Below are 18,971 nucleotides of genomic sequence, written 5' to 3'. Positions count from 1 at the left end.
GAGTTTCGATAATGTTGAGTGATCTCAAGCAGTTACGCGCTTTCCTCACGATCGCGCGTTTAGGCAACTTCACCAGGACGGCTCACGAACTGAATATTTCCCAGTCGGCGCTGACCATACAGATCCAGCAGCTCGAGTCCCATCTGCGCACGCGGCTGTTCGACCGCAACCACCGCAGCGTCAGCCTGACGCCGCGGGGCCAGGAGCTCTATCCGCGGATCGAAAAACTGGTGGCTGAAATCGAAGACCTGGTGACCCAGGCCCGCGACACCAGCGACCGGGAACGCGGCACGGTGACCGTTGCCGTGCTGCCCTCCCTGGCCGCCGGCCTCTTGCCGCAAGCGATCCACAGGCTGAACCGCGACTACCCGCGGATCACCGTCTGCGTGCGGGACACCGTGGCCTCCCGCGTCAACGACATGACGCGCAGCGGCGAGGTCGATTTTGGTATCGGCAGTCCGATCAAGCGCGATCAGGAGCTGGTCTGGGAGCAACTGGTGACCGACCGCTTTTGCGCTTACATGGCGCATGACTATCCCTGGGCCGCGCCGGACACCGTGACGCTCAAGGATCTGGCCGAGCATCCGTTGATATTGCCGGTGCGGGAAAGCAGCATCCGCACGCATATCGAGGCGGCGGCCGACAAATTGAAAATCTCGCTGCCGGCGGCCTATGAGGTCGTCTACAACTCGACCGTGCTGGCGATGGCGGCGCAAGGATTGGGCGTCGCCATTCTTTCTGAATTGGCTGCCCGCGAAGGCGATACCAACCGCCTGCGTTGCGTTTCCATCAGCAGTCCGCCGTTATATCGGCACATCGGCATCCTGCGGCGCGCGGGCCGCTCGCTGTCGCGGTCGGCGGAACTGCTGACCGCGGCATTGCGGGAAATCGCCGTCCAGGAATAACTGGAACACGCGCGCACGCGTAACAGGTAGCGGGCGCGACTTCACTTCATTATGTGTGGATTTTGTGTCTTAAAGATTCGATTGCAAACAATTCTGAAAGCGATGGCGGCAAGGAAGGCGACCCGATAAGCTGCGGGCGCCTTCAGGGTATACCCTGAAAATTTCTTTCTTTCGCTTTTAGGAGTTCGATGCGATGAAGTCCCTATTCCGTCCGTTCCTCGTCTTGGCCGCAGCGCTGCCGTTGATGCTGGCCGCTTGCGGCAACAAGGAACCCGAACAGCGTGCCGCGTTCACGCAGTTCCTGCAGACCCGCATCGTCGACAAGCCCGGCGTGCGCGTCCCGCAGTTGACGGATGAAGAGAAGAAGTCCTTCGGCGACTACGCCGCGCAATATGCGGTGATCACCGACTTCAATGCGGGCATGGATGCTTCGGTGAAGCCCTTGTCGGGCATCATGCAGAAAGGCTCCATGCGTTCGCTGAACGATATCGTGACGCGTCGCGACGACCTCAAGACCGTGCAAGCCTCGCTCAATGAAATGGGCGCGGCGTTGAAGGAACAGCAGGCCAAGGCTGACGCCGCGCGCGCTCAGCTCAAGCAGCCGGAAGACCTGAAGGCGGTGTACGACAAGGCCTACGAGAAGACCGTGAGCCTGCCGGCCGACACCTTCCGCGACGTGCTGCCGCAGCTGAACGCAACCTTCGACAGCAGCCTGAAGATCGCCGACTACGTTGCCGCGCATGCCGCGCAGATCGACATTTCCGGTCCCATCGTCAAGGTACAGGATCCGGCCGTGCAAGCCGAGCTGAACAAGCTGCTGCAGGACCTGAACGCGCAAGCCAAGAACGTGCAACAGGCGCAAACGCGCATGCAGGCCGTCATGGTCGGCCGCTAAGCCACGCAGGATCGAAAAAGCCCCGCCGCGCGATGAGCGCGGCGGGGCTTTTTCATTCAGCGCCGGATCAAGACCCGGCCATTGCCACGCGATTGCGGCCTGACTCCTTGGCCTGGTAGACGGCCGCATCGGCCGCCTCCACCAGGCCGGCGACCGTATCGTCGCCCTGCGGCACAGCGGTCGCGACCCCGACGCTGATGGTGACGATGCCGGCGGCGGCGTCCGCGTGCGGCACCTTCAGGCCGGCAACCGCCCGCCGGATGCTCTCCGCGATCTCCGCGGCGCGCTGGCGGCTGGTATTGGGCAGCAGCACGACGAACTCCTCGCCGCCATAGCGCGCCGCCAGGTCGCGCGGACGCCGGGCCTTTTTCTTGAGCACGCGCGCCAGCGTCGCCAACAGTTGGTCTCCCTGCTGGTGGCCGTAGCGATCGTTGTAGCGCTTGAAATGGTCGGCATCCAGGAACAGCAGCGATAGCGGCACGCGCTCGCGGCGCGCATTCTGCCATTCGCGCTCCAGCGTTTCGTCGAACGCGCGCCGGTTGGCCAGGCCGGTGAGCCCGTCCGTGCGCGCCTGTATCGCCAGCTGCGTCTCGACCGCCTTGCGCAGGATCATCTCGCGCCTGAACAGCACGATCAGCGCCACGACCGACAGCAGCAGCGCCGTAGTGACCAGGATGATGAAGAGCGCGCGGCGGTCCCAGGGCTCCATCAGCTCGTCCACGTCCATGGCCACGTCGATGATGAGCGGCGTGTCCTCGATGCTGGCGAAGGTGTAGTAGCGGTTCACGCCGTCTGGAGACAGCGCGCCGACGAACGAGCCTTCGCGGCGGATCAGGAATTGCTGGAAATCCAGCGCCATGCCGATGTCGCTGCCCAGGTCGTTCAGGGAATATGGGGCGCGCAACAACACCAGGCCATCGTTGCGGAAGACACTTATTTCGTCGCGCTCGCCGATCGACAGCGCGGCAAAGCGGTCGCGGAAATAGGCCAGGCGCAGCGAACCGCCCACCACGCCGGCGAAGCTGCCGTCCGGATTGGACAGGCGCCGGCTGATGGCGATGCTCTCGTCGCCACCGCGCAGGCGGCTGCGGTAGGGTTTGCTGACATACATGCCGACGTCGTCGGCATCGCGATGCACCTGGAAGAAATCCCGGTCGGCAAAACTCACATCCGGCGCATCCAGATCCCCGGAGTGGTAACGGATATTGCCGTCCTTATCCAGCACCACGACGGCGCCCAGGTATTCGGCGGTGGATGGCCGGTCGAACAGGAAGCGGTGCTGGGTTTCAGGCGCCAGCTGAGCCAGGCCCGGTTCGCGCAGGCGTTCGGCCATGCCCTGCAGCGACAGGTCGTAGACATGCAGGGTGCGGCTGATGTCCGCGGACAGCACGCCGGTGATGTTGCGCGCCGAAGCGTGGGCGGCGTCCCAGGTGGCGCGGCGGTCGATCCAGAGCAGCGCGACCGCGGCCGCGCAGATGCCGATTGCGACGAGCACCGCCAACGCATACAGGGCGCGTTGCACAAACCCGCGAGACTTCAATACGGCGCTCCTACGCCGGGGACGTCCGGGGGACGCGGATCATTCCGGCAGAGATTTACGCCGCAGATGATGCCGCCGCCGGACAAGCCGCGCAAGATCCGCCCCTAAAAAACCCCAGCGCCGCCCGCGCGGCGCTTTCCGCGCCGCAGCTTCCTCAGGTCGCCGCGACCGCCGCGATGCGGAAGGGAAAGGCCTTGGCGCCCTTGGCCCTGTCAGTTTCGCGGTGCGCGCCGATCGACCATGCCGGGCCGGTTCCGCCCGTGTGCGACACCAATTGGCGCATGGAGCCCGCCGAAAATCCGCATCGCAAGGCCCGGGCCTGCCGCCGGGCCAGTTCTACTCCAACAGCGTGCGGTGTCGTGGAAATCCGATCCGATTGCAGCATGGCAGCCCCCTGGCAAATGCTCATCATGGATGACGAGTCAGTGCGGATAAATCTACCTCAGCCACCAGCGCCTGCGCGTGAAATGATGCGAAAAGTAATGCAACGATCAGGAAATAGTCTATTACACCGACGGGCTGGGCGCGGCGCTCTCGGTTTCCCGGTCGGGCTGGTCGTTGCGGCCGTCCGGGGCGCTGGTCATATTGCCGTAAAGCAGCGAGCGGCCGGCGAACAGCCCGCCGGCCACCTCCAGGTCGAAACGCTCGGTGTCGCGCCTGCGCACATCCTGCACCACCTCGGCGGCTTCATCGGGAGGCACGCCGATCACGCGCAGCGCGGCCTCGCCAAAGGCCAGCGCCGATTCCAGGGTTTCGCGCACCTGGTAGTCGACCCCTTCCTTGGCCAGCGCCAACGAATGGATACGGTCGTATGCGCGCACCACCACCCGTATCAGCGGGAATTCGGCCTTGATCAGCTTGACCATGTGGTTGACCGCCTTGGGGTCGTCGATGCAGATCAGGATGGCGCAGGCATTTTCCGCGCCGGCGGTGCGCAGCATGTCGATGCGCGTGCCGTCGCCGTAATAGACCTTGACGCCCCATTTGGCCGCTGCCCGGATCGCGTCGGTGTCGGTATCCAGGATGGAGACCGTCAGGTCGCGAGCCAGCATCGCCTGGGTCACGATCTGGCCAAAACGCCCGAAGCCCACGATGAGGGCGCAGCCCTCCAGATCCTTGGCCACATCCACGTCTTCCATCGAAGGCTGCGGCTTGGGCAGAAGCCAGCGCAACGCCAGCACGCACAGCGGCGTGAGCGCCATGGAAATGATAACGACTGCAGTCAGCACGGCGCCGGTGTGGGCATCGAAGATGCCGGCGGCGGCTGCCGCCCCGTACAGCACGAAAGCGAATTCACCGCCCTGCGCCAGCAGGGCCGCGCGGGTCATGGCCTCGGCGTGGGTCGCGCGCAGCACCCGCGCCACCACGTACACGCCCACCGATTTCACCAGCATGAACACCGCCACCGCGGCCAGGATCAGCGGCCATTCGCGGGCCACCGCCGACAGGTCCAGCGACATGCCCACGCCCAGGAAGAACAGGCCCAGCAATATGCCGCGGAACGGCTCGACTTCGGCCTCCAGCTGATGGCGGAAGGTGGATTCGGACAGCAGCACGCCTGCCAGGAAGGCGCCCATCGCCATCGACAGGCCGCCCAATTCCATCAGCAGCGCCGCGCCCAGCACCACCAGCAAGGCGGCTGCCGTCATGACCTCGCGCGCATGCGCGGCGGCCAGCAGGCGAAACAGCGGGTTGAGCAGCCAGCGGCCGGCGGCCAGCAATGCCAGGATGCACGCCACCGCGATGGCCGACTGTATCCACGGATCGCCATGGCTGGAATTGCCAGCCGGCGCCAGCAGGGTCGCCAGGGCCAGCAGCGGCACGATGGCCAGGTCTTCCAGCAGCAGGATCGAGACGATGCGCTGGCCCTGCGCGCTGGCGGTGTCGCCGCGTTCGCCCAGTATCTGCATGACGATGGCGGTGGACGACAGCACGAACCCCATCGCGGCCATGAAAGCCGCCGGACCCGACAGCCCCGCCAGCAGGCCGACCACCGTCAGCAGTCCGCCGCAGGCCAGCACCTGTGCGACGCCCAGCCCGAAGATCTCGCCGCGCAGCTTCCACAGCCGGGAGGGCTGCATTTCCAGGCCGATGATGAACAGGAACATCACCACGCCCAGTTCGGCCACGTGCAGGATGGATTTGGGATCGGAGAACAGACCCAGGCCGAAGGGGCCGATCACCAGGCCGGCGGCCAGGTATCCCAGGACGGATCCCAATCCCAGGCGCTTGAACAGGGGAACCGCGACGACCGCAGCCCCCAGCAGGACGACGACATTGACTAGCTGATTGCCTTCGGCAGGCAGGGACATGGGGCGCTCCAGATGCACGGCGGACCAAAGCGCCTCGGGGCGCCGCCCCGCCCGCAGCGGACGGGGGCCGGGCCTGCCGGCAGGCCCGGCTCCATTTTCCGGCAATCCGGACGCTTGGCAATCCGGAAATGCGACAGGAACGAACAACCGCCAGGCCAGGCGGCTGGCCGATCAGTCGTCGCGGAATTGCATCTTGTAGAGCGAGGCGTACAGGCCGTTGGCGGCCAGCAGCTCGGCGTGCGGGCCTTGCTCGACGATCTTGCCGGCATCCAGCACGATGATGCGGTCGGCATTCTGCACGGTGGACAGGCGGTGGGCGATGACCAGCGTGGTCCGGCCCTTCATCAGGCGCTCCAGCGAGGCCTGGACCTGGCGCTCGGATTCGTTATCGAGCGCGGAAGTGGCTTCGTCCAGGATCAGGATGGGCGCGTTCTTGATCAGCGCGCGGGCGATCGCCAGGCGCTGGCGCTGGCCGCCGGACAGGCGGGCGGCGTTCTCGCCCACCGGCGTATTGAGTCCCTGCGGCAGACCCTCGACGAATTCCAGCAGATTGGCGGCCGCCAGCGCATCGCGCACCTTCTGCTCGCTCGACTTGCCCAACGCGCCGTAGCCGACGTTGGCTGCGATGGTGTCGTCGAACAGCACCACGTCCTGGCTCACCAGCGACAGATGCGAGCGCAGGCTGCGCAGCGTCAGCTCGTCGATCGGCGTGTCGTCCACCAGGATGGAACCGCTATCGGCCAGCACAAAGCGCGGCAGCATGTTGACCAGGGTGGTCTTGCCGCTGCCCGAACGTCCTACCAGGGCCACGGTCTGGCCGGGCTCCACAGTGAAGGAAATGCCGTTGACGGTATCGCGGTCGGCATCGGGGAAACGATGGGAGACACTGCGGAATTCGACCTTGCCGCGCACGGGCTCGGCCAGCTCCTTGGTGCCGGTATCCTTTTCGGGTACCTGGTCGATCAGCGTGAACACGCTTTCGGCCGACACCAGCATCTTCTGCATGCGGGCGGCGACGTTGGTCAGGCGCTTGATGGGGTCGAAAATCTGAGCCAGCGCCGCCATGAAGGAGGCGAAGCTGCCCACGGTCAGGGCGCCGTGGTTGGCCTGGCTGAGCGCCACGGCGATGACCGCGCCGACCGAGATGGAAATGCAGACCTGGGTCAGCGGCGTCAGGGCGGCATCGGCCGTGGCCGTGCGCATGGCGAAGCGGCGCAGGCGGCGGCTGACGAAATCGAAGCGGCCGCGTTCGACTTCATAGCCGTCGAACAGCTTGATGACGCGCTGGCCGTCGATGCCTTCGCCGACCACGCGGGTCAGTTCGGCGTTCATGTTGACGGTTTCGCGGTTGATGCGGCGCAGGCGCTTGATGAAGAAGCGCGAGATCAGCACCGACACCGGCAACATGATCAGGATGATCAGCGTCAGCACCCAGGACATGTACAGCAGCACGCAGATCAGCGCGACGACGACCAGGGTTTCGCGCACCAGCACCGTGATGACGTCGGTGGCGTAGCCCGTGACGTTGCCGGCATCGATGGTGAAGCGGTTGAGCAGGCGGCCGGTATCGCCCTGCTTGAAGTCGGCGTCGGGCAGGCCCAGGAGGCGCTCGAACATATCCTTGCGCATGCCCAGCAGCACGTTGTTGGCCACCCAGGCCAGCAGGTAATCGCTGAAGAAGTTGCAGATGCCGCGCAGCAGGATCAGGCCAACCACCGCCAGCGGCAGCGCCCAGACGTAGTACGGCTTGGCGCCCGAAAAGCCGCCGTCCAGCAAGGGCTTCATGATGACTGCCAGGACGGGCTGCGTGGCGGCCGCGCCGGCCATCAGCAGGACGGCAAGCAACAATCCCTTCCAGTAGGAGCCCACGCGGCTGTAGATCCGACTCCAGAGTTCGGCTTTGACAGGTTGGGAACTCGCGGGCGCGTTGCGTGCGGCAGAATTCAAAGGAATCACTCGCTTTTATACAATTGTGGCCAGAATTGTACCGGCTGCGCGACAAGTCGCCGCCCGGGCCATATCCCCTTCAGCCTTAACGCGCCCAGCGCCCTTCCATGTCCGATATCAGCTGCCTGTACGTCCGCTTGCCCAATTGGGTGGGCGATGTTTGCATGAGCCTGCCCAGCCTGCGCGCCCTGCACGCCAGCGGCCTGCCCCTGGTGATCTGCGCCCGCCCCTGGGCCCGCGACCTGCTGGACGGCGTGGCCAAGCAGGATTTCATCCCCATGCGCGGCAAGGTCGGCCCGGACCGGGCAGCGGTCAGCGCCCACCGCCGCAGCCTGGGCGCCCAGGGGCGCCGCGCCCGCGGACTGCTGCTGCCGGACTCGCTGTCCAGCGCGCTGGTGTTCCGGCTGGCGGGACTGCCCTCGGCCGGCTATCGCGACGACGGCCGCAGCTTCCTGTTGCGCTGGCCCGTTGCCAAACCCGGCGACTCGCTGCACGCGGTCCAGTCCTGGCATCACCTGACCCGCGAGGCCCTGACCCGCTGGGGCCTGCCCAGCGGCCCGGCCGAACCCGGTCCGACCCTGGACCTGCCGCTGACGTCCGCCCACCAGAGCGCCGCCGATCTGGCGCTGGAAGCCGCCGGGCTGGCAGGCCAGAGTTTCGTGCTGATCGCGCCCACGGCCACGGGTCTGCACAAGGGCAAGATCAAGGTCTGGCCGGGATTCGATACACTTACCAGGGCCTTGCAGGCCCGCGGTCATACCGTGGTAATGTGCCCTCCTCCGGCCGAAACCGAGGAAGCGCGGCGCAATGCCCCTACGGCGATGCTGCTGCCTCCCCTGTCCCTGGGCGCATTTGCAGCGTTGACGGCACGGGCGGCGCTGGTGATTTGTAACGATTCTGGTGTCTCGCACGTCGCCGCAGCCGCCAACGCCAGCGAACTGACGCTGTTCGGCGTCACGCGTCCGGGACGCACCGGTCCGTGGTCGCCGCGCGCCGTCTGCGTAGGCTCGGAGCATGCATGGCCGTCTGGCGAAGAGGTTGAACAGCAAGCCAACCTTCTGCTGGACGAGACGTAGTAATCAGGATTTTTTTCAAGATGCCCTTGTCCAGCTATCTCACAAATCTGATCATTCCTTACAACTTGAGCCTGACCCTGGTTGCCGTCGGACTGGTGCTGGGTCTGTTCCGGCTCCGCAAGACCGGCGGTTCGCTCATCGTCGCCGGCCTTTTGTGGTCGCTGGCCTGGTCTCTGCCCGCGACGTCGATCTGGGCCGGCGGCGCGTTGGAACACCGCTATCCGCATCTGCCGCCAGCGCAATCCCCGACCGCCGACGCCATCGTGGTGCTGGGCGGCAACACCGCCAACGGGCGCGCCAACTGGTTCCTGCCGTATGACAAGGAAACCGCCGTGGTCCGGATCGACACGGCAGCGCAACTTTATCTGGCCGGACGCGCGCCCAAGGTGCTGCTGTCGGGCGGCGCGCTGGAAGGCGACGTGAGCGAAGCCCGCGGCATGGCGCACGCCATCCGCCAGCAGGGCGTGCCAGACACGGCGCTCATCCTGGAAAACTCCAGCCGCACCACATATGAAAACGCGGCCTTGACCGAGGATCAGCTCAAGGCGCGCGGCATCGGCAAGGTGCTGCTGGTGACTTCCGCGTTGCATATGCCGCGTGCGATGGCGGCCTTTTCCAAGCAGGGCGTGGAGGCGATCGCCGCCCCCGCGCCGCCGCAGATCGTGGAACCCGCCGATGGCTCCGTACCCCTGTGGCTCCCGAATCAGCGCGCCTATGACGCCAGCCGCTCCATTCTCAAGGAATACGCGGGCCTGTTCATCTACTGGCTGCGCGGATGGGTCTGAACCTGCAGGCGCCCGCCGCGCTGGAATGCCGGCCCGGCTGCGGCGCCTGTTGCATCGCGCCGTCGATCACCCGGCCGATACCCGGCATGCCGCAAGGCAAACCCGCCGGCGTGCCCTGTATCCAGCTGCTGCCTGACATGCGCTGCGCGATTTTCGGCCAGCCGTCGCGCCCGGATTTCTGCGGCGGACTGCAGCCTCAGGCCGAGATGTGCGGCGCCGACCGCGAACATGCGATCCGCTGGCTGGGCGAACTGGAACGGGCGACGGCGCCCGGCCATTGACGCCACGCCGCAACGCCGCCTGGACCTGCCTCAGCGGCGTTCTTGCAGCACCTGGTCGTACAGCGCCTCGTAGCGCGCCGCCACCGTTTCCCAGCTTTGCTCACGCGCGATCTCAAGACCCCGTTCGGCCAGGGCCGCCCGCAACGCGGGTTCGGAGCCCAACCGCTCCAGCGCCTGCGCCAGTTGGGCGCCGTCGCGCGGATCCTGCAGGATGAGCGCGTCCTTGCCCGCCGCCAGGTATTGCGCGAAGCCGCAGTAAGCGGGCGAACTCACCACGACCGGCAGTCCGTGCGACATGGCTTCCAGCGGCGCCATGCCGTAGCTGTCGTTCAGCGTCGGATGCGCGTAGATGTCGGCGGCGCTGAAGTAGCGGGCGACGTCGGGCGTGGGGTCGATCAGCGTGACGCGGCTGGCGATGGCGCCCGCCGCGCGCACGCGTTCACGAGTCGGCTCGTCCGCGCCCACGACCAACAGCCGGTATTGCGGCGGCAATTGCGCCAGCGCATCCAATAGCGCCGGCAATCCCTTGCGCAAGGGATTGCGAGCGACCAGCAGGCAGCCGATGGTGTCGGCGTCCCACCCCAGGCTGGCGCGCGTGGCCTCGCGGCCTTCCATTTGCGCCGCGGTCGGCAGCTTGACCCCGGGCGCGATGATGTCCACCGGCAGTTGCGGACCGTAGCTGCGGTGCAACTGGTCCATGATGAGGCCGGACACCGCCACCACGCGTCGCGCGGGCGCCGGGCGCACGCGCAGCTTTTCCAGCAGCAGATACGTGACCAGGCGCGGGCTGAGCCAGGCCGTCAGGCGTTGCAGCGGCTTGACGCGGGTCAGCCGGTTGTAGCGCACCGGCGTCACGTGCATGACCTGGATCTCGCCCGCCCAGCCGTTCATGTGCGAATGCACGATGTCGTAGCGGCCGCGGGTCAGGCGGTCGGCGCGCCAGGCGAAATACAGCACGCGCATCCAGCTGGGCAGCCAGCCTGGAAAGCGCACGGGCAAGAAGGGGAACGGCAGGTCGCTGTCGAAATCGCGCGCCACCACGGAGACGTCGTGGCGCTGCCCCAGCACCCGCATCAACTCCACGCCATAAGCTTCAGCGCCGCCGAAACGATTGCCGAAGCGATCGACCAGCAGCGCGATGCGCAGGCGCCGCTCAAGCGCGCCGGCGGGAGTCTTCATACCGGGTCAGGCACTTCTGCAGGAAACGGATGATGTTGGTGGAACGCGACACCGTCACCCGCGGCAGTCCGAAGGGATCGTCGGAGGCCGCCGCCAAGCCGCGCTGGGTCAGCGTGGCGTTGTCGTAGCCAGCCTCGCGCGCCATGACCCGATGCTCCGGGCCGTGGTCGCCATAGGGATAGCAGAAGGCCGTGACCGGCGCGCCCAGCGCCTGCTCCAGTTCGTCCTTGGATTGGACGATCTGGCGGCGGGCTTCGTCGGGCGTCATTTCCGGCAGATGAACGTGGTCCAGCGTGTGCGAGCCGACCTCGTTGCCAGCCTGCGCCCATTCCCGCATCTCGTTCACGGTCATCAGGGCCGAGAAGGGTATGCCTTTTTCCAGGTCCCACACATTGCCGCCATCGAACTGGTGCGCCACGAAATAGTTGGTGGCGGTGAAGCCCAGTTCGCTCAGCACCGGCATGGCGTTATGGTGCACATTGCGGTAGCCGTCGTCGAACGTGAGACCGAACACCTTGCCCTGGCGCTCTCCGCGCACATAGGGCATGACGTCGCGCATGGACAAGCCGCGATAGCCCAGCCTGCGCATCCAGCGCATCTGCCGGGCAAAGCTGTCGGGGTGCACCGTCAGCCCGCGGAACGGCGTGCCCTTGGGATTGGGCTCGCCGATCTGGTGGTACATGAGTATGGGGATAGACATAGGGACAGATTATAAAGCCCGGCCCTATCCCAGCGTGCGTCGGTATACGTCCAGTGTGGCGGCGGCGAAACGTTCCAGATTGAAGTCCCGCAGGCTGGTTGCCCGTGCCTGGACGCCCATGGCGCGCACGGCGTCGGGATGGTCCAGCATGAAACGCAGCTTGGCCGTGATGGCGGGCACGTCGCGCGCGGGCACGATCCAGCCATCGACCCCATCGGTGACATTCTCCGGCAGCCCGCCCGCGTCGCTGACCAAGGCGGGCAGCCCCAACCCCATGATCTCGCGGCAGGCGAACGACAGGGCTTCGCGGTAGGACAGCACGAAACCCGCATGGCAGGACGCCAGCGCCGCCCGCACGTCATCGAGCAAGCCTGGGAAGCGGACCTGGTCGATCATGCCCAACTCGCGCACCCGGGCGAGCTTGGCCTCGTTGGGCGGGTCGCCCGCCACCATCAGCAGCACGCGCTTGCGGTCTTCCGGCGGCAACGCGGCGACCGCGGCCACCAGGTCCAGCCAGCCCTTGTCGTAGTCTGTGCCGCCGGCGCTGCCCAGCAGCAGCTTGCCGTGCCAGTCGGGTCCGAAGAAGATGGCGCGCAGCTTGTCCAGGCTTTCCGGCGGCGGCGGCGCGAAGAAATTGGTGTCGATGCCGTGACGGATGGTGGTGATGGGACGCTTGCCGTAGGGCGACTGCTGCATCAGGCCATGGACGTAGTCGCTGACCGCGATGGCATGGTCGGTGGCCAGCGCCACCCGCAACTTGTGGCCGAAGCTCGCCAGCGGATGGTCGTTGTGCTTGGTGAAAACGATGCGCGGGCGGTGGCGCATGCCCAGCGTCGCCAGCATGACCTGCTTGTGGTCGGCCGAGCCGTTGGCGTGGATGATGTCGAAGCCGCCGGCCTTGATCAGGCGGCGCAGTTGCGCACGGTCCTTGAACCAGGACGAGGGCCGCGTCGTGTACTGCATGTCCTCCACCGCCACGCCCGGAATCGCCTTGGCGTAACGGTACAGGCGGCTGGTGGCCGGCGCCGCGATCGTGATCTGGTGGTCCTTGGACAGGGCCTTGGCCAGATTGATGATGTAGGTGACGTGCCCGCCGCCGTTGCCGGCGTGGAAGTTGGTGTAGAGGATCTTCACTTCTTCTTCTCGGCCAGGAACATCAGCTTCGAATAGCGGAAGAAGCTGCCGGCCGAGGCGACCACGGCCAGCACCAGGCCGTGCTTGCCGTCCAGGAAGCCGCGCCGGATCAGGTAGATCCGCACAAAGGTCCAGAAGCCGTGGCCCAGCGCGCCGAAGATCGAGGTGCGCCGGCCCTTGGCGTACATCATGGCGGCCGCGTCGGACGAGTAGCGGTTGACCTTGGTGATCAGCGCGTCCAGGTTGTCGTAGGGATAGTGGTGGAAGTAGCCGCGCATCTGCAGCGGCTTGCCATTGGCCGGCACCACGCGCTCATGCACGGCCACGTCGTTGAACCGCGCCGTGCCGCGCTTGAACAGGCGCAGCACGTAATCGGGCCACCAGCCGCTGTGGCGAATGTCGCGGCCGCAGAAATTCGACAGGCGCGCGATTTCGTAGGCGTCGGCGCGCGGCGCGCGCAGCGCTTCCTGGATTTCCTGGGCCAGTTCCGGCGTGACGCGCTCGTCGGCATCGATCGACAGCACCCAGTCGCCCGTCGCCAGGTCCAGCGCGCGGTTCTTTTGCGGTCCGAAGCCGGGCCAGTCCGGGGTCACTTCCACCCGGGCGCCCAGGGCGCGCGCGACTTCGACGGTGCCGTCGGTGCTGCCCGAGTCCACCACGATGAATTCATCGGCGAAGGCCACGGACTTGATGCAGGCGGCGATGTTCTCCACCTCGTTCTTGGTAATGATGATGACAGATAGCTTCATCCGCGATTCCTGAGACGCTTTTTCCAGGCCTTCCAGGCATGAAAGCGCGGCCCCCAGAAGGGATCGCGCGACAGCCAGATGCGCCGGTTCAGCCAGGATCCGCCCTGGTTGCGCACCGCGAAACGATAGATGTGTTCGGGATCCGCGCCGGGGGTGTTCTGGCCGAAAGGGTCGGTAGTGTACAAGTGCCGGAATCCGGCGGCCCGCGCCGCGGCCACGTAGTCCGCGTCGAAATAGCCTTGCGGCCAGCAGAGGTGGTCGCTGACGGAGCCGAGGCGGCGCGTCAGCGTGTCGCGGGACTCCTGCAATTCCTGGGCAATATGGCCGCGCTTGGCGTCGACATCGGCGCCGCAGACCTTGTCCCAGCGGGTATGGGAGTGCGTGTGGGAATGGAACTCAAAGGTGCCCGCCGCCTGCATCGCCTCGATCTCGCTCCAGCGCAGCATGGCCTCGTCGGTCCGGCCCGCGGCCACCAGCTGCTTGCAGGCGTCGTGGTCGGGCGTGGCGGGCAAGGGACCGGCCTGGCCCGCATGCGGGCGCACCGGCCCGTCGCCGATCCAGCCGGTGATGGTGAACAGCACCGCGCGCATGCCGTGGCGCGCCAGCACCGGGTGCGCATGCACCCAGTTGTTCAGGTAGCCATCGTCGAAGGTGATCAGCACCGAGCGCTCGGGCGCGGCGCCGCCGGCCAGGTAGGCCGCGAACTGATCGGCGGACAAGGACTGGTAGCCGGCGCGGGCCAGGCGCGAGATCTGCGCCTCGAACACGTCGGGCGTGGCGGCGATCATGCCGCCAGCCGGCGTAACGTGGTGATACATCAGCACCGGAACGTTGGGCGCGTTCATCCCGCGCGCTCCGCCAGCCATTTGGCATAGACGGCTTCGGTGGTTTCCGCCAGGCGGGCGGGCGAGAACACGCCCTCGTCCCAGACCATCTTGCGGCCGGCCTCGCCCATGCGCCGCCGCAGATCGGCGTCGTCGATCAAGCGCACCAGCGCGGCGGTGAGCGCCTCGGGGTCCTTGGGCGGCACCAGGATGCCGGTTTCGCCGTCGCGGAACATTTCGGACACGCCGCCGACGTCCGTGCCAACCACGGGCAGGCCGCTGGCCTGCGCCTCGACGTAGACGGTGCCGGACGCTTCCTGCTGCGTGGCCAGGGCGAACAGATCGAAACCCGCCAGCAGATTGGGCACGTCGCGCCGCATGCCCATCAGGTGGATGCGGTCCTGCAGCCCCAGTTCGGCCACATAGGCCTGGGTCTGCTCGAACACCGGCGAACCGCCGCCGACGAACACCAGATGCAGCTTGGGCCGGCTGGCCATCAGCGGCGCGATCGCGTCGATCAGGTCCTTGTGGCCCTTGGTGGCGCGCATGACGGCCACGCAGCCGACCACGATGTCGTCATCGGCCAGGCCGAGTTCTGCCCGCAGCGTGGAGCGTTCCACGGGCGGCGGCAGCACGATGGGGGAATAGACGGTGGCTACCTTGCCAGCAGGCACGCCACGGTCGATGAGGTGTTGTCGCACATGATCACTGACCGTCGTGACCCTGTGCGGCAGACAGGTGTAGGACCATAGCGATCCCACCTTGTTCGACAGGTGCCGGGTCCGCACGATGAGCGGCGTCCCCGCCAGCCGGCCGGCGGCGGCGGCAATGACCGTATCGCGCCGGCTGTGGGTATTGAGCACGTCGAAGCGGCCTTCGCGCAGGATGCCGCGGATGGTGGCGATGCCCTTCAGGTAATTCACCGCGCCATCCATTTCCAGGGTGTGCACGGGAAAACCGGCGTCCGACAGACGTTCGGCCAATTGCGCCTTGGGTTGGCAGATGGCTTCCATGTGATGGCCGCGCGCGCGCATGGCGGTCATCTCTTTGAAGATCCGGCCTTCCTGGCCGCCGAAGCTGGTTGCGGCTTCCGAGTGAACGATACGCAGGCTAGGCATCAATACGTGACCTCCACGCCATCGGGTTTGGTCCATTCATTCAAGTTGGCGAGCAGCGTGTCGGCCATGCGGACGCGCCACTCTTCGCCCAGGCGGACGGTGCACAGGAAATTGTTCTTGGTATATACGATATCGACCGGCACTCCTGGAATGCCGTTCTCGGGCTCGGCCCGGAACGGATTCAGCATCTGCCGCAGGCGCGCCGCGTCGGCGCTGCCGTTGAGCTTGACGCGCAGGGACTTGGCGCGGGCTTCGCGCGCCAGCTGCAGGTCGTAGAGCTGCTCGGCCACGATGCGCATGCCGCCGGAGTAGTCGTCATTGCTGACCTTGCCCTGGACGATCACCAGCTGGTCTTCGCGCAGGCGGTTGCGGTGCTTTTCGTAGAGCTCGTTGAAGACCGAGATTTCGACCTGCGCGGTGCCGTCGTCCAGCACCGCGAAGACCATCTTGCCGCGGCGGGTCATCATGACGCGCACGCTGGCCAGCACGCCGCACATCCATTGCAGGTCGCGCTGCGGTTCGACCCGCACCAGCTGCATGGGCACGATACGGCGCACTTCGTCGCGCCAGGCGTCGAACAGGTGACCGCTGTAGTAATAGCCCAGCGCGGACTTTTCTTCGGTCAGCTTCTTGTGCAGATCCCAGGGTGCGACCTTGGCCAGTTCGCCGGCCACCACGTCACCGCTGTCGTCGCCGAACAGCGAGGCCTGGTTGGCGCTGCGGGCCGCCTGCTCGGCGGCTTCCATGGCGGTGGGCACCGAAGCCAGCATCGCCGCCCGGTTGGGCTCGATGGTGTCGAAGGCGCCGGCCTTGATCAGGGCTTCGATGGTGCGGCGGTTGACCGCCTGCTTGCTGACGCGGCGGCAGAAGTCGAACAGGTTCTGGAACGGGCCGCCTTCCTTGCGCGCGCGCAGGATGTCCTCGACCGCGCCCTGCCCCGTGCCCTTGACCGCCCCCAGGCCGTAGCGCATGGTGCGCGGCGGCTTGCCGTTCTTGGTGTGCTTGTCGGCGACCGGCTCGAAGCGGTAGCCCGAGAAATTGACGTCGGGCGGCAGCACCTCGACGCCGTTATCCTGGGCGTCGCGGCAGAAGATCTGGACCTTATCGGTGTCGTCCATGTCCGAGGACATGGTCGCGGCCAGGAACTCGGTCGGATGGTAGGCCTTGAGCCATGCCGTCTGGTAAGAGATCAGCGCGTACGCGGCCGAGTGCGACTTGTTGAAGCCGTAGCCCGCGAACTTCTCCATCAGGTCGAACAGCTTGACCGCCAGGTCCGGATCGTGGCCCTTTTCCTTGGCGCCCTGCTCGAACAGTTCCCGGTGCTTGGCCATTTCCTCGGGCTTTTTCTTGCCCATGGCGCGCCGCAGCAGGTCGGCGCCGCCCAGCGAATAGCCGCCGATGATCTGCGAGATCAGCATCACCTGTTCCTGGTAGACGATGACCCCGTAGGTGCTCTTGAGGGTGTTCTCCAGGTCGTCGTGGAAATAATCCACCGCGGCGCGGCCGTGCTTGCGGTTGACGAAGTCGTCCACCATGCCCGATTCCAGCGGCCCCGGACGGTACAGGGCCAGCATGGCGATGATGTCTTCGAAGGTGTTGGGCCGCAGCTTCTTCAGCAGTTCCTTCATGCCGCGCGATTCCAGCTGGAACACGGCGGTCGTGTTGGCGTCGCACAGGATCTTGTAGGCGGCCGGATCGTCCAGCGCCAGGGCCATGACGTCGAAGTCGCGCTTGTCCTCGTTGAACTGGCGCACGTAGCGCACGGCCCAGTCCAGGATCGTCAGGTTGCGCAGGCCCAGGAAGTCGAACTTCACCAGGCCGGCGGCCTCGACGTCGTCCTTGTCGAACTGCGAGACCGCGCTGTTTTCCTGGCCGGGTTGGCAATACAGCGGGCAGAAGTCCGTCAGCTTGCCAGGCGCAATCAGCACGCCGCCGGCGTGCATGCCGATGTTGCGGGTCAGGCCTTCCAGCGGCTGCGCCAGGTCCACCAGCGCGCGCACTTCCTCTTCCTGTTCGTAGCGGTCCTTGAAGGCAGGCTCGTCCTTCAGGGTGCGTTCGAGCGACCAGGGATCCATCGGATTGAACGGGATCAGCTTGGACAGGCCGTCGCAGAACATATAGGGCATGTCCAGCACGCGGCCGGCGTCGCGCACCACGGCCTTGGCGCCCAGCGTGCCGAAGGTGGCGATCTGGCTCACGGCGGCGCGGCCGTACTTTTCCTTGACGTAGTCGATGACCCGTTCGCGGTTGTCCTGGCAGAAGTCGATATCGAAGTCGGGCATGGAAACCCGCTCGGGATTCAGGAAGCGCTCGAACAGCAAGTCGTAGCGGATCGGATCCAGGTCGGTAATGCCCAGGGCATAGGCCACCAGCGAGCCCGCGCCGGAACCCCGGCCCGGCCCCACCGGCACGCCGTTGTTCTTGCCCCAGTTGATGAAGTCCTGCACGATCAGGAAGTAGCCGGGGAAGCCCATCTGGATGATGGTCTTGCATTCCCAGCGCAGGCGTTCGTAGTACTGCTCGCGCTTGGAGGCGCGTTCGGCCTCGTCCGGGAACAGGAACTCCATGCGCTTTTCCAGGCCCTCTTCCGACAGCTGGACCAGGTAGTCGTCCAGGCTCACGCCGTCCGGCGTGGGGAAGTTGGGCAGGCGCGGCTTGCCCAGCACCAGGCTGAGGTTGCAGCGCTTGGCGATTTCCACCGTGTTGGCCAGCGCCGAGGGCACGTCGGCGAAGCGCCGGGCCATTTCCTCGGAGCTGAGCAGGTATTGCTCCTTGCTGAACCGGCGCACGCGGCGCGGGTTGGCCAGGATTTCGCCTTCGGCGATGCAGACGCGGGCCTCGTGCGCCTGGAATTCGAACTCGTCCAGGAACTGCACCGGATGCGTCGCCACCACCGGCAAGCCGGCCTCGCTGGCCAGGCGCATGGCGGCCTGGGTGTAGGCTTCGTCGCCGTCCATGCCGGCGCGCTGCAACTCGATGTAGTAGCTGCCCGGGAACAGGTGCGCCCACTGGCGCGCCAGCGCCAGCGCCGACACGGCGTTGCCCGCGTCCAGCGCCTGGCCCACATCGCCGCCGCGCCCGCCCGACAGGGCGATCAGGCCCTCCTGCCCCTGCAGCCATTCGCGGCGGATCTCGGCGCGGCCCTTGCCCTGGTTCGTCAGGAAGGCTTTGGTCAGCAGTTCGCAGAGATTGAGGTAGCCCTGGTGGTTGCGCACCAGCAGCAGCAGGCGGAAAGGCTTGGCGGGGTCGTCGTCGTTGGACAGCCAGACATCGCAGCCGGCAATCGGCTTGATGCCGGCGCCGCGCGCGCCCTTGTAGAACTTGATCAGGCCGAACAGGTTCGACAGATCCGTCAAGGCGACGGCGGGCTGGCCCAGCTTGGCCACGCGCTTGATGAGGTCAGGGATGCGCACGATGCCGTCCACGACCGAAAATTCGGAGTGTACGCGCAGGTGAACAAATGGGGACGGGGTTGTTACGGCTTCTTCGGACATAAAGGGAATTGTACCTAGTCAACGCGGTCCAA

At 66.3% G+C, this 18,971-nt stretch carries 16 protein-coding genes; 5 read left to right on the top strand and 11 right to left on the bottom strand.

Annotation, left to right across the window (positions count from 1 at the left end):
• The first annotated feature begins 11 nt into the window (after window positions 1-11).
• Together ACM1PE_RS05935 and ACM1PE_RS05930 are read left to right on the top strand one after the other, a co-directional pair.
• Entirely contained in the window at window positions 12-905 is an 894-nt protein-coding gene (locus ACM1PE_RS05935; protein WP_054451187.1) for a LysR family transcriptional regulator, read from the top strand.
• A gap of 193 nt (window positions 906-1,098) precedes the next feature.
• Window positions 1,099-1,800 carry a DUF3053 domain-containing protein gene (locus ACM1PE_RS05930; RefSeq protein ID WP_013392682.1) on the top strand — a complete coding sequence of 234 codons (702 nt, stop codon included), beginning with the start codon at window positions 1,099-1,101 and terminating at the stop codon, window positions 1,798-1,800.
• A gap of 67 nt (window positions 1,801-1,867) precedes the next feature.
• On the opposite strand, the gene ACM1PE_RS05925 is transcribed toward ACM1PE_RS05930, so the two are convergent.
• The 4 genes from ACM1PE_RS05925 to msbA form a co-directional block, all read right to left on the bottom strand.
• Complete coding sequence (locus ACM1PE_RS05925; protein WP_419342678.1) at window positions 1,868-3,340, bottom strand: diguanylate cyclase; 1,473 nt, start codon at window positions 3,338-3,340, stop codon at window positions 1,868-1,870.
• Between the two features lie 154 nt (window positions 3,341-3,494).
• On the bottom strand, window positions 3,495-3,725 hold the full coding sequence (locus tag ACM1PE_RS05920) for a hypothetical protein (protein WP_059380461.1): 231 nt from the start codon (window positions 3,723-3,725) through the stop codon (window positions 3,495-3,497).
• Between the two features lie 121 nt (window positions 3,726-3,846).
• On the bottom strand, window positions 3,847-5,652 hold the full coding sequence (locus ACM1PE_RS05915; protein WP_419342677.1) for a monovalent cation:proton antiporter-2 (CPA2) family protein: 1,806 nt from the start codon (window positions 5,650-5,652) through the stop codon (window positions 3,847-3,849).
• 171 nt (window positions 5,653-5,823) lie between these two features.
• The gene (gene msbA, locus ACM1PE_RS05910) at window positions 5,824-7,599 is read right to left on the bottom strand and encodes a lipid A export permease/ATP-binding protein MsbA (protein ID WP_059380411.1); all 1,776 of its coding nucleotides are present in this window, start codon (window positions 7,597-7,599) and stop codon (window positions 5,824-5,826) included.
• 107 nt (window positions 7,600-7,706) lie between these two features.
• Here msbA and ACM1PE_RS05905 point away from each other — a divergent pair, with 107 nt between their 5' ends.
• The 3 genes from ACM1PE_RS05905 to ACM1PE_RS05895 are packed head-to-tail and all read left to right on the top strand — an operon-like array spanning window position 7,707 to window position 9,741.
• A complete protein-coding gene (locus ACM1PE_RS05905; RefSeq protein ID WP_419342676.1) occupies window positions 7,707-8,675 on the top strand; it encodes a glycosyltransferase family 9 protein in 969 nt (322 codons plus the stop codon).
• A gap of 20 nt (window positions 8,676-8,695) precedes the next feature.
• Window positions 8,696-9,460 (top strand): YdcF family protein, encoded by a 765-nt coding sequence (locus ACM1PE_RS05900; protein ID WP_059380413.1) that lies wholly within the window; start codon window positions 8,696-8,698, stop codon window positions 9,458-9,460.
• On the top strand, window positions 9,451-9,741 hold the full coding sequence (locus tag ACM1PE_RS05895) for a YkgJ family cysteine cluster protein (RefSeq protein WP_059380414.1): 291 nt from the start codon (window positions 9,451-9,453) through the stop codon (window positions 9,739-9,741). Before ACM1PE_RS05900 ends, ACM1PE_RS05895 begins: the two co-directional genes overlap by 10 nt.
• Before the next feature lie 30 nt (window positions 9,742-9,771).
• Here ACM1PE_RS05895 and ACM1PE_RS05890 read toward each other — a convergent pair whose 3' ends face one another.
• The 7 genes from ACM1PE_RS05890 to dnaE are packed head-to-tail and all read right to left on the bottom strand — an operon-like array spanning window position 9,772 to window position 18,939.
• On the bottom strand, window positions 9,772-10,920 hold the full coding sequence (locus ACM1PE_RS05890) for a glycosyltransferase family 4 protein (RefSeq protein WP_419342675.1): 1,149 nt from the start codon (window positions 10,918-10,920) through the stop codon (window positions 9,772-9,774).
• On the bottom strand, window positions 10,895-11,620 hold the full coding sequence (locus tag ACM1PE_RS05885) for a polysaccharide deacetylase family protein (protein WP_118932249.1): 726 nt from the start codon (window positions 11,618-11,620) through the stop codon (window positions 10,895-10,897). Before ACM1PE_RS05885 ends, ACM1PE_RS05890 begins: the two co-directional genes overlap by 26 nt.
• A gap of 24 nt (window positions 11,621-11,644) precedes the next feature.
• Window positions 11,645-12,754 (bottom strand): glycosyltransferase family 4 protein, encoded by a 1,110-nt coding sequence (locus tag ACM1PE_RS05880; RefSeq protein ID WP_059380416.1) that lies wholly within the window; start codon window positions 12,752-12,754, stop codon window positions 11,645-11,647.
• Window positions 12,751-13,503, bottom strand: coding sequence for a glycosyltransferase family 2 protein (locus ACM1PE_RS05875; RefSeq protein ID WP_059380417.1), 753 nt, complete (start codon window positions 13,501-13,503; stop codon window positions 12,751-12,753). The genes ACM1PE_RS05880 and ACM1PE_RS05875 overlap by 4 nt, the downstream gene beginning before the upstream one ends.
• Window positions 13,500-14,348: a polysaccharide deacetylase family protein gene (locus ACM1PE_RS05870; protein WP_118932248.1), complete on the bottom strand. Its 849-nt coding sequence runs from the start codon at window positions 14,346-14,348 to the stop codon at window positions 13,500-13,502. The genes ACM1PE_RS05875 and ACM1PE_RS05870 overlap by 4 nt, the downstream gene beginning before the upstream one ends.
• The gene (locus ACM1PE_RS05865; protein ID WP_419342674.1) at window positions 14,345-15,445 is read right to left on the bottom strand and encodes a glycosyltransferase family 4 protein; all 1,101 of its coding nucleotides are present in this window, start codon (window positions 15,443-15,445) and stop codon (window positions 14,345-14,347) included. The genes ACM1PE_RS05870 and ACM1PE_RS05865 overlap by 4 nt, the downstream gene beginning before the upstream one ends.
• The gene (dnaE, locus tag ACM1PE_RS05860) at window positions 15,445-18,939 is read right to left on the bottom strand and encodes a DNA polymerase III subunit alpha (RefSeq protein ID WP_059380420.1); all 3,495 of its coding nucleotides are present in this window, start codon (window positions 18,937-18,939) and stop codon (window positions 15,445-15,447) included. The genes ACM1PE_RS05865 and dnaE overlap by 1 nt, the downstream gene beginning before the upstream one ends.
• Between the last annotated feature and the right edge of the window lie 32 nt (window positions 18,940-18,971).

Source organism: Achromobacter sp. PD1, from assembly GCF_048541815.1.
Taxonomy (GTDB): Bacteria; Pseudomonadota; Gammaproteobacteria; order Burkholderiales; family Burkholderiaceae_B; genus Achromobacter; species Achromobacter bronchisepticus_A.
This window is presented reverse-complemented; position numbering and strand designations above follow the sequence as displayed.